The sequence below is a fragment of the Methylomonas rhizoryzae genome (assembly GCF_008632455.1).
Lineage (GTDB): Bacteria > Pseudomonadota > Gammaproteobacteria > Methylococcales > Methylomonadaceae > Methylomonas > Methylomonas rhizoryzae.
Window position 1 is genome coordinate 3,949,266 of the sequence record NZ_CP043929.1, and the last position, 12,939, is coordinate 3,962,204.

At 55.2% G+C, this 12,939-nt stretch carries 9 protein-coding genes; 7 read left to right on the forward strand and 2 right to left on the reverse strand.

Translation table 11 applies throughout. The annotated features are described in order from the left end of the window. Positions 1-138: 138 nt before the first annotated feature. Positions 139-825 carry a thiopurine S-methyltransferase gene (locus F1E05_RS17500; protein WP_150050742.1) on the reverse strand — a complete coding sequence of 229 codons (687 nt, stop codon included), beginning with the start codon at positions 823-825 and terminating at the stop codon, positions 139-141. Then, complete coding sequence (locus tag F1E05_RS17505) at positions 822-1,493, reverse strand: class I SAM-dependent methyltransferase (protein WP_150050744.1); 672 nt, start codon at positions 1,491-1,493, stop codon at positions 822-824. The genes F1E05_RS17500 and F1E05_RS17505 overlap by 4 nt, the downstream gene beginning before the upstream one ends. Positions 1,494-1,985: 492 nt before the next feature. Between F1E05_RS17505 and F1E05_RS17510 the strand changes: the two genes are divergently transcribed. The 7 genes from F1E05_RS17510 to F1E05_RS17540 all read left to right on the forward strand — a co-directional run bounded on the left by F1E05_RS17510 (position 1,986) and on the right by F1E05_RS17540 (position 12,891). Further along, entirely contained in the window at positions 1,986-5,600 is a 3,615-nt protein-coding gene (locus F1E05_RS17510; RefSeq protein ID WP_232056882.1) for a response regulator, read from the forward strand. Continuing rightward, the gene (locus F1E05_RS17515) at positions 5,597-5,965 is read left to right on the forward strand and encodes a response regulator (RefSeq protein WP_150050748.1); all 369 of its coding nucleotides are present in this window, start codon (positions 5,597-5,599) and stop codon (positions 5,963-5,965) included. Before F1E05_RS17510 ends, F1E05_RS17515 begins: the two co-directional genes overlap by 4 nt. Continuing rightward, the gene (locus tag F1E05_RS17520) at positions 5,962-7,329 is read left to right on the forward strand and encodes a diguanylate cyclase (RefSeq protein WP_150050750.1); all 1,368 of its coding nucleotides are present in this window, start codon (positions 5,962-5,964) and stop codon (positions 7,327-7,329) included. The genes F1E05_RS17515 and F1E05_RS17520 overlap by 4 nt, the downstream gene beginning before the upstream one ends. A gap of 15 nt (positions 7,330-7,344) precedes the next feature. Beyond that, positions 7,345-9,828, forward strand: coding sequence for a two-component system response regulator (locus F1E05_RS17525; protein ID WP_150050753.1), 2,484 nt, complete (start codon positions 7,345-7,347; stop codon positions 9,826-9,828). Positions 9,829-10,035: 207 nt separating this feature from the next. Continuing rightward, positions 10,036-10,290 (forward strand): hypothetical protein, encoded by a 255-nt coding sequence (locus F1E05_RS20330; protein ID WP_190303339.1) that lies wholly within the window; start codon positions 10,036-10,038, stop codon positions 10,288-10,290. A gap of 50 nt (positions 10,291-10,340) precedes the next feature. Further along, positions 10,341-12,497 (forward strand): RHS repeat-associated core domain-containing protein, encoded by a 2,157-nt coding sequence (locus F1E05_RS17535; protein ID WP_150050755.1) that lies wholly within the window; start codon positions 10,341-10,343, stop codon positions 12,495-12,497. Then, a complete protein-coding gene (locus F1E05_RS17540) occupies positions 12,490-12,891 on the forward strand; it encodes a hypothetical protein (RefSeq protein WP_150050757.1) in 402 nt (133 codons plus the stop codon). Before F1E05_RS17535 ends, F1E05_RS17540 begins: the two co-directional genes overlap by 8 nt. Positions 12,892-12,939: the final 48 nt, after the last annotated feature.

Consider the following 12,939-nt stretch of genomic DNA (forward strand, 5'->3'; position numbering starts at 1 on the left):
GTATCGGTTGCGGCCGGGAGGTTGACGAATACATTCGATTTTGAGTGCGCGAAAAAGCTTTGCGCCGCAGCGATAGTCCGATCATCGCCGCGCCGGCGGGCAAAACCGCACTCACCGCAAGCGCCGGCTGGAAAGTCACTATCCTTGTTTGCCGCCGCGCTTCGCCGATAGCCGGTACACTTTGTCTTCCGCACGGGTCGGCATTTGCTCAGGCAAGCGCGGGTCGGATTCGAAAACGCTTTCCATACAGGTCAATTTAACATCGAAATCGGCCGCGTAAAGGGCGTCAATTTCTTCGTCAATCCCGAAGATTTGGCTTAAGGGTTCATTCGCCTCGGCATATTCTGTGGTCAACAGCAAGATTTGAGCGCCGGGAGAGACAATCTTGAACAAATGCGCCACATAACGTTTGCGCAAGTCTGGCGGCAGCGCAGTCAAGGCGGCGCGATCGTAAACGATGTTCACCGGACCTAAAACAGCAGCGGTCAGGGCAAAATAATCGCCGCACAATATACCGAGTTTGCCGCCCTGCCATAAGGTGAATCGGCCGAGTTTACGGCGGGTGGGCTGCAATTGGTTTTCCCGAAAAAAATCCCGCACAGCGATTGGGCTCAACTCCACCCCTATGACCGAATGTCCTTGCTGTGCCAGCCAGATCATGTCCAAACTTTTTCCGCACATCGGTACGAATACCCGGCTGCCGGCCGCACAGTCCAGACTAGGCCAATACCTTGGGAGAAAACGGTTGACGCTGGCTTGATGAAAATCGCCGGTGTTTTCCTCCTGCCAGCATCGCAACCACAAGGGATTGTCGCGGCCGGTCATGCGGCAACCGCGGCCGAAGGCCGGTTGAAGATCAGAAATCGACCTTTGTAGGGGTCGCCGTTTTCCAACCGGCGATCCGCCCGGCGCCAGCTATTTTGATAACCCAGCGCGCTCATTTCCCGGCAGAAGGCAACCCGGTTGCCGCGGTCAGGGTCCACGATGATCACTTGCGCGTCCTCCGCGGCGTGCTTGTCGATAAAGCGTGCCAACAAACCGGGGTGTTGCGGTTCGTAGAGCACGTCGCTGCCGATGATCAGATCAAACCAGCCCAGCTCAGGGTTATCGCCGGCCCAATTACCGGTTTGATAAGGTAAAGGCGTCATTCGATTCAAAACCAGGTTTTCGTTTAAGAATGCACTGCTCAACGGATGCCAGTCACTGACGGTGATATCGCCGGCGCGGCGGTGAATCACCAAACTGGACAATGCCAGTCCGGCACCAATTTCCAGAATGCGCTTACCATCCAAATCGAAGTCGTGCATGGCCCTAGCCAATACTAGCGCCGAAGGCCAAATTTGCCCGAACAGCGGCCATCCGGCTGAGGAAATGCCCATACGCTGAGCGTCTCCGGCAGGGTCTGAAAACTGCTGCAGATCAAGCAGCGAACGGATTTTATACTCGTTACCGGCTACGGTAACGGTCTGATATCTAACTTGATAGGATGGCATGATTGGCGTCTTCTCATGGTGAGCAGTGATGCGGCGGAGGGTTCTAATCGAACGGGCACAACACTTCGAGAGAAGAGACATGCAGGCCGAAAAGGCACTAGCAGAAGGATTAACCTAATGTGAAAGTCTTGCGGCAGCTTATCACAACTCAGTGCAGGACGGCGAAAATAGCAAGGTAGTCCATGCAACCCGGATACCTGCCGCATCAGCAGCCCATAAAGGCTACACATCGGCAAGCTTTATGTCTTGCGGGCGGTAACAGACAAACAATTGACATATCCTACTAAAACAGTATGTTTATGTCAGCTTCGGCACAGGTGCTAAAATTATCGGCGCAGCAACTGGAACGCCAGTCCACGGCCGGTGTTCCGTGTGATTCGATTTCATGGCCTTGCTGACTTGCATGGCTACTCTGCGGCGAATCCGGCGGCAACCGTTGCGCGGACCGCAACAGCGCGCTCGCACCCTATCCTTGAGGGCATATCCGTGAAAATGCACGACAGCAAATATCTGGTATCGGTACTGGAAACGGTATTGGATGCGATCATCACGATAGACGATTGCGGCATCATACAAACCGCGAACGCCGCCACCGAACGCATGTTCGGTTATTTAGCCGAAGAAATCGTCGGCCAAAACGTCAGCATGCTGATGCCGGAACCCTATCGTTCGGCGCACGACGGCTATCTTTCCAACTATTTGCATAGCGGCGAGAAAAAGATCATCGGCATAGGCCGGGAAGTGCAGGGTAAACGCAAAAATGGCAGCGTCTTTCCCATGTCCTTGGCAGTAACGGAAATGCGCTTCGAAGAAGCCGATCACCTGCATATCGAATTTGTCGGCATCATTCGCGATCTCACCGTACAACATCGGCAACTGAACGATCTAAAGCTATTGCACGCCGGCCTGGAAGCCGCGGACGACGCGGTAGTGCTGACCGATGCGCAAGGCGTGATCGTCTGGATCAATTCCTCTTTCACCCGTCTGACCGGCTATACGGAAGCCGACGCGCTCGGCAACAACGTGCGCATCCTCAAATCCGGCGTAACCCCGGACGCCGTGTACCGCAAACTGTGGGAAACCATCGCCAACGGCCAGGAATGGCGCGGCGAAATGGTCAACCGCCGCAAGGACGGCAGTCTCTATCCGGAAGATCAAAGCATCACTCCGGTACGCAGCGAAGGCACGATTACCCATTACGTTGCGATCAAGCGCAACGCCACCGCACGCAAACTGGCGGAACAAAACGCCGCCTCGGTGGCCATGGCGGCCTATGAACATCTGCACGGCGAAATCCTCGGCACCATGAGCCGCAGCCGGGACCGGCGCAATTTGCTGCAAGAAACCTTGACCATACTCGGCAACTCCGGCAAGTACCCGACTTCGGCCTTGTATTTGTTCGACGACTGGCACGGTACCCTGCAATGCCAGGCTAGCTACTGCGCACCGGACGATTTGGCCCAGGAGATCAACCCCGGCGAAGGCCTGGTCGGCCAAGCGTTTAACGAGCGACGCATGTTGACCATAGAATCCGCCGATCAAATGCCGCTACGCATAGAAACCGGCTTGTTGGTGATCAACCCTGTCGCCGTACTGGCCTGTCCTATCAGCTATCAAGAACGCTGCCTGGGCGTACTGGTATTGGCCGCAGCCAATCAGGTGTCGGCTTCCGACCGGGAATTCAACCAACGCATCGCCACCGAACTCGGCGCAGCCTTACAAAACTTGCGCCAATACGAAGAGTTGAAAGCCATGGCCGAGCAGCTGAAGCTGCGTACCCAGGAAATCACACACAAGAACGCCGAGCTGGAACATACCAATCAACTGAAGCGCGAATTTCTGGCCAATATGTCGCACGAATTGCGCACGCCGCTGAATGCGGTAATCGGTTTTTCGGAAGTACTGCGCGACGAACTGCTGGGCCCGTTGAATCCCAAGCAACACGACTACGTTGGCGAAATTCTGGACAGCGCCAGCCATCTTCTATCGTTGATCAACGATATTCTGGATTTGTCGAAGATCGAAGAAGGCCGCATGGAATTGGCGCTCGAACCGGTCAACGTAGAAGAAGCCTTGCGTAACTGCATGTCCATCGTCAAGGAAAAGGCCAACGCCCGTTCGATCAAATTGAATCTGGAATTTGCCGGCGAGATCGGCATCGTCCGGGCGGACGGGCGCAAATTGCGGCAAATCGTTTACAACCTGCTATCCAACGCAGTCAAATTCACGCCGGAAAACGGCCAAGTACAACTGGCGGCCAGACTCGACGAACACAAACTGCGCATAGACGTTTCCGACACCGGCATCGGTATTGCGGAAAAAGACCAAGCCCGGCTGTTTCGGCCGTTCGAACAATTGGACGGCGGCCTGGCGAGAAAACAAGAAGGCACCGGCTTGGGCTTGGCCATGGTCAAACGCTTGGCCGAACTGCACGGCGGCACGGTATCGGTCAACAGCCAATTGGGTGTGGGCAGTTGTTTCAGCGTGTGCTTACCCGTTCACCCGGTAACGGACGCCGGCGAAAAACCGGCCGGCGAAGCGGATTCCGCAGTCGTCGTATCCGCCGTAGCTCAGGCCTTGCCGCCGGCAACCTGTATCTTGCTGATAGAAGCGCAAGACGGGGTCGCCGACATCATTACCGCCGAACTGACGGCGGCCGGCCATCACGTCCTGCGCGCCACCACCGGCCGGCAAGGCTTGAGCCTTGCGGCGGAATTGCTGCCTTCCTTAGTCATTCTGAATATCCGCCTGCCCGACATCGACGGTTGGGAGGTGTTGAAACTGATGCGCCACCAACCGGAACTTAGGGCTATCCCGGTAATTTCGGTCGCGGCCGAAGCCGATAAAGGCGTGCACTTGGGCGCCATCGACGTGCTGGAAAAACCCTTGCGCCGGGAATGGCTGTTGGAAGCGGTCGTCAGGGCCCTGCCCAAAAACGATCTACATACCAAGCCCTACATATTGGTGGTCGACGACGATCAGCGGGCGCTGGATTTTATCGGCACGCGTTTAACCCAGGCCGGTTTCCGCGTCACCACGGTCAACGGCGGCCGCGCCGCCATCGAATCGGCCAAATCGTCCCCGCCGGATTTAATGATCGTCGACCTGATGATGCCGGAAATCAGCGGCTTCGAAGTCATAGCCGCCTTGCGTCAGGAGCCGGCCACCGCATCGATACCGATCATCGTGCTGACCGCTATGCAACTGGGCGATCAGGAACGCCGTAATCTGGAACGCAGCCAAGTGATTTGGATGGAAAAAAGTTCGTTCAATTTGGCCGACTTCATGCGTTTGGTCGAACAATCCATGGTGCAGCCGCTACGTAAAACCCGGCTTGCGCACGATACGGGCGGCTATCAGGCCAAACTGCTGGTCGTCGAGGACAATCTGCAGCACGCGGAGCTACTGCGCATTTATCTGGAAGACGCCGGTTACCAAGTCAGAATCGCCAACAACGGCCGGCTGGCGCTCGAAGATCTGGCTTCCAGCGAACCGGACCTGATCGTCCTGGATTTATTGATGCCGGAAATGGACGGTTACGCGTTCCTGGACGCCAAAGCAGCCCGGCCGCAATGGCAACACATTCCGGTCATCGTGGTTTCGGCGATAGCCAACCCGCAAGCAAACTCGCCGGTACTGGCCGCCGACGCGGTCCTGCGCAAGCCCATCGGCCGCGCCGAATTGCTGGAAACCGTCTCGCGCTTCGCCCCCAACCGGCAACAGCATCACAAACCCCGGCTGCTGATCATCGACGACGACCCGAAAGCGGTCAAAATCATCACCAGCTTTCTGAGCGGCGGCGAATTCGAACTGGTCACGGCATTCAGCGGCAGCGAAGGCCTAGCCCTGGCGAAAAGCGAAAAGCCGGACATAGTGCTATTGGATCTGATCATGCCTGATCTAACCGGCTTCGAAGTATTGGCGTCGCTAAAAGAAGACAGCGCTACCAACCGCATTCCGGTATTGATTATTTCGGCCAGACGCCTGAGCGCCCAAGAACACATAGAGTTGCAAGACAAGGTAACCGCTATCGCCGAAAAAGGCCGCTTATCCAATCATTATCTACACGACTTGATCAAACGTGCTTTATATGGAGACCGTCCATGAGCAGCATTGCCGTGATCGAAGACCACGCTCCGAGCCGCAAGCTGCTCACCGACGTGTTGGAAACGGCCGGATACCGGGTATTAAGCGCCGAAAATGCCGAAACCGGCATTGCGATGATACGGGAAGCCGAACCGGATTTGATCTTGATGGACATCCAAATGCCGGGTATGGACGGCTTAACCGCGATTCGCTTGTTAAAAGCGGATTTTCGCACCGCTAAAATCCCTATCATCGCGGTCAGCGCCCTGGCCATGGAAGGAGACCGCGAACGCATCTTGGCGTCCGGCTGCGAAGACTACACCAGCAAACCGATACGCTACAAAGAATTGCTCGGCCAAATTCAACGCATGTTGCAGCCGACATGAACGAGTCGTCCTTACTCATCGTCGACGATGAGCAGATTAACCTCAAATTAATCCGCAACCTGTTGCAGCGCGAAAACTACCTGCTTTACGAAGCCCGGGGTGGGGAAGAAGCCCTGTACATCGCCAAGTCAAAATTACCGGACGTGATTTTATTGGACGTGATGATGCCCGATTTGGACGGCTTCGAAGTAACCCGCCGCCTGAAAGCCGACGAATCGACCCGCGATATCCCGGTGATATTGCTGACCGCGTTGGACGGCAGCGAAAACCGTACCAAGGGTTTGGAGGCGGGTGCCGACGAATTCTTAAGCAAACCGGTGCACGTCGACGAATTGCGGATTAGGGTACGTTCCATGAGCCGGCTGGCCAATATGCACCGCGAACTGCGCACCCGCACCGAGGTCGGCCGCCGCTTATTGAAACTACCGGCCGAAAACGACTTTCCGGACATGGACAGCATACTGCTCGCCGAAAACGACCCTGCCCTGGCCAAACTATTGACCGGGGTCTTGGAGCAAGCCGGTTTTTACGTGTTCATAGCGGAAAGCGAAGCGGAGCTTTGGGAAGTTTTGACGCAAATTCTACCGGGCTTGATCATACTCGGCCTGGACTTGCCGGAAAATAGCAACCTGCAATTGCTACGCTCTTTAAAACGGACGCCCGGCTTGCAAGACATTCCGATTCTGGAAATCGCTGCGGACTGCGAACCGCAACAAAAACTCGATTGTCTAGCGCAAGGCGCCGACGATTATTTAAGCAAACCGGTCAACAGCGACGAATTGGTCGCGCGTAGCAAGGCCGCCTTGCGCCGCGCCGAAACCTTGCAGCAAATCAAACGCGAATACGAAAGGCTTTGCATAGACACGATTACCGACGCCTTGACCGGCGCGCTGAATCGCCGTTACTTGGACGCCGACCTCGCGCACCGCACCGGCGAATTGAGCCGCTATCCCGGTAAGTCGCTGGGCGTGGCAATGCTGGACATCGATCATTTCAAATACGTAAACGACCAATACGGCCATGTGGTCGGCGACCAAGTGCTGAAACATATCGCCAAATTAGTGCAACGGCAATTACGCGCGTCCGACTATCTGGCGCGTTACGGCGGAGAAGAATTCTGCTTGATCATGCCCAACACCCATCACGACCAGCTGTTGCAAATTGCCGAACGCGTAAGGTGCGAGATGGCGCACAACAGCTTGCAAGCCATCAGCAACCATACCGTGACGGTAAGCCTCGGCGTCACCACTTACCGCCCCGGCGACACCGCGGAATCCCTGCTGAAAAGAGCCGACGCCGCGTTGTACAAAGCGAAATTGAACGGCCGCAATCAAGTGTTCGGTATCAGGGCGCAACAGCTGTAAACAGAAGGTATAGCCATGTATAAACTGTCCGGTCCGCCGAAACGCCTGCTATTGGTGGACGACGACCCCCGCAACATCAAAATCCTGGAGATGTTCGTCAAAACCGCCGGCCACGACTGCCGCGGCGCCGCTAACGGTAACGCCGCGTTGCAGCTATGCCGCAGCTGGGCGCCCGATCTGTTGCTGCTGGACATCATACTGCCGGACATGACCGGCATCGACATTGTCAGAATATTAAAAGCCGATCCGACTACCGCGGACATTCCCATCATCATGCTAACCGCCAGCGCCGACCGGGCCGCTTGCCTGCAAGCCTTGGCCGCCGGTGCGGACGACTACCTGCACCGGCCGGTGGACCGAGACGAACTCAGCATACGCATAGGCAATCTGCTGCGGGTTAAAGAGCGCAACGATTTGCTGCGCGAACGCCTGGAACTGGTGGACCAACTGGCCACCGTCGCGGCAACCGTACCCGGCCTGATTTTTTCGATGCAACGCCGACAAGACGGCCAACTCAGCCTACCGTTCGCAAGTTCGGCCATCGAAGACCTGTTCGGTATGACACCGGAACAAGTGCAAAACGACGCCGCCGGCTTGCTGGCCCAGATCCATCCGGACGACGCAACGGCTTTTCTGAGCGCCATGCAAGTTTCCGCGCAAGGCTTAACGCCGCTGAGCACGCAGTGGCGCATGCACCATCCGATACGCGGCGAGCGCTGGATCGAATGCCATGCCCGTCCGCACCGTATAGCCGACGGCGGCATACTCTGGCACGGCCATGCTCAGGACATATCGGAAGCCAAATCGGCCGAACGGCAACTGCGTATCGCCGCGGTTGCATTCGAGTCGCAAGACGGTATGGTGGTCACCGACGCAACCGGCACCATCTTGCAAGTCAATCAGGCGTTTTCGACCATTACCGGCCTGGCTAGCGCGGAAACCATAGGCAAACATCCCTTGACCCTGCAAAACGGCCACATCGACGAGAACCTGAATCGCGTCATCTTGCAATCCTTGCGTCACGAAGGGCGCTGGGAGGGCGAAGTGCGCAGCCGTAGCAAAGACGGAGCGATCGACATGTTGTGGTTGTCCATCTCCTCCGTGAACGACCGCAACGGCCGAATCTCCCACTACGTAGCCAGCTTATCCAGCATTAGCGAACCCCGGGTGGCGCAACGGAAAATCCTGGAACTGGCCATGTACGATCACCTGACCGGCTTACCGAACCGGCGGCTATTCTTCGACAGGCTGCATCAAGCCTTGTTGGGCGCTCATCGTAGCGGCGGTTACGGCGCCTTGTTGCTGATAGACCTGGACCGCTTCCACGACATCAACGACAGCCACGGCCACGAAACCGGCGATAACTTATTGATCGACATCGGCAAACGCATCCAACAGCAACTGAGGGGCGGCGACAGTGTCTCGCGGCCGGGAGGGGACGAATTCCTGGTGCTGTTGGACGAACCCGGCAGCGATTTGCTCACGGCGGCCGCCGCCTGCGATTCCGTCGTCGGTAAAATGCGCGACGCCATCAACCAGCCCTTGTGGATAGACGGCCTGGAATTGCAGATTACCGCCAGTATAGGCATCACCTTGTTTCACGATCACGATTCTCAGTCGCCGGAAAAATTGCTGAAACAAGCGGAACTGGCGCTGTATCAAGCCAAACAATCCGGGCGAGACAATTTCCGTTTCTTCGAAATGTCGATGCAGGAAACCCTGCTGACCCGCACCCGCATCGAATCCGGACTGCGTTTGGCCTTGCGGGACGGGCACTTACTCCTGTTTTACCAACCCCAAGTCGCCAGCGACGGCAAACTGCTGGGCGCCGAAGCGCTGATACGCTGGCAACCGCCCCAACAAGCGCTCATATCCCCGGCCCTATTCATTCCAATCGCGGAAAACAGCACCATCATCCTGGCCATAGGCCATTGGATACTGACTACCGCCTGCCGGCAGCTGGTGGCCTGGTCGCAAGACCCCGCCACCCGCCAATTGGTTCTGGCCGTCAACATCAGCGCCCGGCAACTGCTCGATCCGGGTTTGGAACAAATGGTCAAGGACATTCTGGAGCAAACGGGGGCCAACCCGACCTTGTTGAAACTGGAATTAACCGAAAGCGCGGTATTGGGCAACATAGAATCGGCCATCAGCACCATGCATAAAATCAAAGCGCTGGGCGTCAGTTTTTCGATGGACGATTTCGGCACCGGCTATTCGTCCTTGACCAATTTAAAACGCCTGCCCCTGGATCAAATAAAAATCGATCAAAGCTTCGTGCGCGACATCCCGGCCGATCAAGACGATTACGCCATCGTCAGCGCCATCATCGGCATGGGCAACAGCCTGCGCCTGCAGGTGATTGCCGAAGGGGTGGAAACCCTAACCCAATTCAACGCCCTGGCGGAATTAGGCTGCGACGCCTACCAAGGCTATTTATTCGGCAAACCGGGACCCGCGGAAATGCTGGAAGCCATCGCCCGCCAACGTTGCGGATAAAACTACTTTGCGCATTCGCCGAGGCGTCGTCACCAGGCGGGTAGGATCTCACTCACAAGCGCTTCGAACCCGCCTGGCGAAAATAGTGCCATCGCCCGTTCGATATGATTCCGCAGGAGCAGGCCTTAGCCGGAACCATGCCTATCCCGCACAACCTTCTGAATCATGGCTGCAATCCCGGCAACTTGAAGAAGCGAGGCCGCCGTCATGGATAGAAATACCACAAACCATGCGCTGAACAATCTCACCGCACGCTTTCAGTCTCTGACGGAACGGAAATCGAAACATTCGCACGATTACGCAACGCTGATCGCACCCAAGCGGCCTGTCATGCCGCCCGTGAACGCCCATATGCAGCGCTTTGATAATCCGCTGCACAGTATCCCATTTAGGTTAAGTCTTTCCGGACAAGACTTTATACAGGCTTTCCCGATTCAGGCCGGTGTCTTCCGCCAGCGCTGACCGGCGTAGAGGATGGTCAAGGCAACAAAATCACTTATACCTTGGACGCGATGGGCAATCGCACCGGCGAAGATGTCTTCGATCCCGGTCAGCAGTTGGTTCGTACCCGTTCGCGCGCCTACGACATTCTGAACCGATTGCAGCAAGATTTAGGCAGCAGCGCGGGTAGGGTCACCGATTACGAATACGATGCCGAAGGCAATCGCACCGCGAACTTACAGCCGCTGAATCGCAGCATTCACCAAACCTACGATGCCTTGAACCGCCTGGCCGACGTCGTGGACCCGCTCGGCGGCACGACCCACTATAGCTACGACGGACAAAACCGTGTGATCGGCCTGACCGATCCGTCGAATCAAACCACCAGCTATACTCGAAACGGCTTCGGCGAAGTGATTCAAGAAGTCTCGGCCGACCGGGGGACCACAAGCTACGCCTACGACGAAGCCGGCAATCTAAAAATCCGTACCGATGCCCGAGGGTTGGCGGTCAATTACGCCTACGATGCCTTAAACCGCATAGTGTCGATCGAGGCCGGCGACGACCAGAACAAAACCTATATCTGGGATAACTGTAACAATGGCATTGGCCGCCTGTGCCAACTTACCGATTTCGCCAACACCACCGAATACCAATATGATCTTCATGGCCGCGTCGTCAATAAAACGCAAACGGTAGGCAGTTCAACCCTATCGATCGCCTACGCATACGATGCCGATGGACATTTGACATCGATGACCACACCGACCGGGCAAACCATCGGATACGGCTATGCGAACAACCGGATTAGCGATTTGTCGCTAAACGGCCAACCGTTGTTGACAGATATCGGTTACGAGCCTTTCGGCCCGGTTAAAAGCTGGACCTGGAGCAACGGCCAATCCGCGTATCGAGGCTATGACTTGGATGGCCGGCTAACCGCTAACGACAGCGGGCCGACGGCGGCGGTTAACTTGACCTGGGACGATGCCGACCGCTTGGAATCCGCATCGAGCGGCGCCGAAGTACAAACCTTCGGTTACGACGACATGGATCGCGTCACCGACGCCTTGGGTAATTGGGGCCAGCAAACCTTTGCTTACGACGCCGTCGGCAACCGCCTGAGTAAAAGCGAGCCATCGGGCCTGACGCAATACGGCTATGGCGCCAACAACCATCGCTTGGACAGCCAGACCGGCACGGTTAACCGCAGTTACCAATACGACGCGGCCGGCCATTTGCTGAACGAAGGATCGCTCGGGTTTGTCTACGACAACAGCGGCCGGCTGCTGGGCGCTCACCTGTCGGGTACGCCGATCAGCGTGTACCTTCACAACGCCTTAGAGCAGCGGGTGGCCAAATTGACGGTGAACGGCCCCTCGGTATTCGTCTACGACGAAGCCGGACGCCTGATCGGCGATTATAGCGAAAGCCGGTTAACGGAAACGATTTGGCTGGACGACATCCCGGTCGCGCTACTCAAATCGCAAAGCAACGGCAGTGTTGCCTTAGCCGGTTACATCCATACCGACCACCTGGGTACGCCGAGAAAAATCACCGACCCCAGCAGCAATACCCTGATTTGGCAATGGCAAGGCGCACCGTTCGGTGAAACGGCGGCCAACGACGACCCGGATGGTGACGGCAACCACTTGGCCTTTAACCTGCGCTTCCCTGGGCAGTATTACGATACGGAAACCGGAAAGCATTACAATGTCCACCGAAATTACGACCCTGCGTTGGGCCGGTATATCCAGAGCGATCCGATTGGGTTGGCTGGGGGCGTTAATACTTACACCTATGTTAGGAATAACCCGATTCGGTATAAAGATCCGAAGGGTTTAGATGTCAGCTACGAGAACACAACTGCAGTAGGCGGTCTGCATCAAAGAGTATCAGTTGATACACCTGATGGCCAATATGGTCAATCATTTGGGCGAACAGGAGACGAAAACGATGGATCATTAGCGGCATCATCTGCGGATGGCCCGACTCCTGATGGAAACGGACAAGGCATGGTTTATCAAGACAATAGAGATCCGACAACAGAAGTACAGGACATAATCAAAACAACACCGACTCAAGATGCCGCTATAAAATCATGGTTGATGCAGCAACTTGGAAACAAAGATTACTATAATCCATTCTTTAATAGTTGTCGGAATTATTCAAGCAATACCTTTGATACTATAAAGGAAAAACTAAACAATGGTGACTTTGGTGAATAGCTTAAAAGTATCAATTATTTTTTTCCTTACATTACTTGGTTGCTCTAAGGATATAACAATTGAAAGAGTTCATTTTCCTAATGAGTTCGATTTCGTTTTTTATGAAAACGGGACATCAGTTTTTGAGAAAAAAATTGATGATACAGATGTGGTTTATCAGGTTTTGTATAAATGGCATGTTAATAATGTTAATGAATGGCGTTCTGATTTCAACACATACGCGCCGTCATACCTTTTTCATTCTGAAAAGTTGAGTTTTAATTTTATAACGGATGCAAGATTGGTTGTTGTAAACTTTATGGATACCAATAATAATTGGCATCAAGCTAAAAAAGATATAAATCCTAACAGTGATATTTTTAAGATACTTGATAATATTCATAAAAATATGTAGTTAAGGGGGCCGTACGGCGGATTAACGTTGGGTGGCGTTGTTGAATAA

What these genes read in the sequence shown, in the direction of transcription:
- F1E05_RS17525 (WP_150050753.1), top strand. Translation starts at nt 7,345, where the DNA reads ATGTATAAACTGTCCGGTCCGCCGAAACGCCTGCTATTGGTGGACGAC.
- F1E05_RS17535 (WP_150050755.1), top strand. Translation starts at nt 10,341, where the DNA reads ATGGGCAATCGCACCGGCGAAGATGTCTTCGATCCCGGTCAGCAGTTG.
- F1E05_RS17515 (WP_150050748.1), top strand. Translation starts at nt 5,597, where the DNA reads ATGAGCAGCATTGCCGTGATCGAAGACCACGCTCCGAGCCGCAAGCTG.
- F1E05_RS17500 (WP_150050742.1), bottom strand. Translation starts at nt 825, where the DNA reads ATGACCGGCCGCGACAATCCCTTGTGGTTGCGATGCTGGCAGGAGGAA.
- F1E05_RS17505 (WP_150050744.1), bottom strand. Translation starts at nt 1,493, where the DNA reads ATGCCATCCTATCAAGTTAGATATCAGACCGTTACCGTAGCCGGTAAC.
- F1E05_RS20330 (WP_190303339.1), top strand. Translation starts at nt 10,036, where the DNA reads ATGGATAGAAATACCACAAACCATGCGCTGAACAATCTCACCGCACGC.
- F1E05_RS17520 (WP_150050750.1), top strand. Translation starts at nt 5,962, where the DNA reads ATGAACGAGTCGTCCTTACTCATCGTCGACGATGAGCAGATTAACCTC.
- F1E05_RS17510 (WP_232056882.1), top strand. Translation starts at nt 1,986, where the DNA reads ATGCACGACAGCAAATATCTGGTATCGGTACTGGAAACGGTATTGGAT.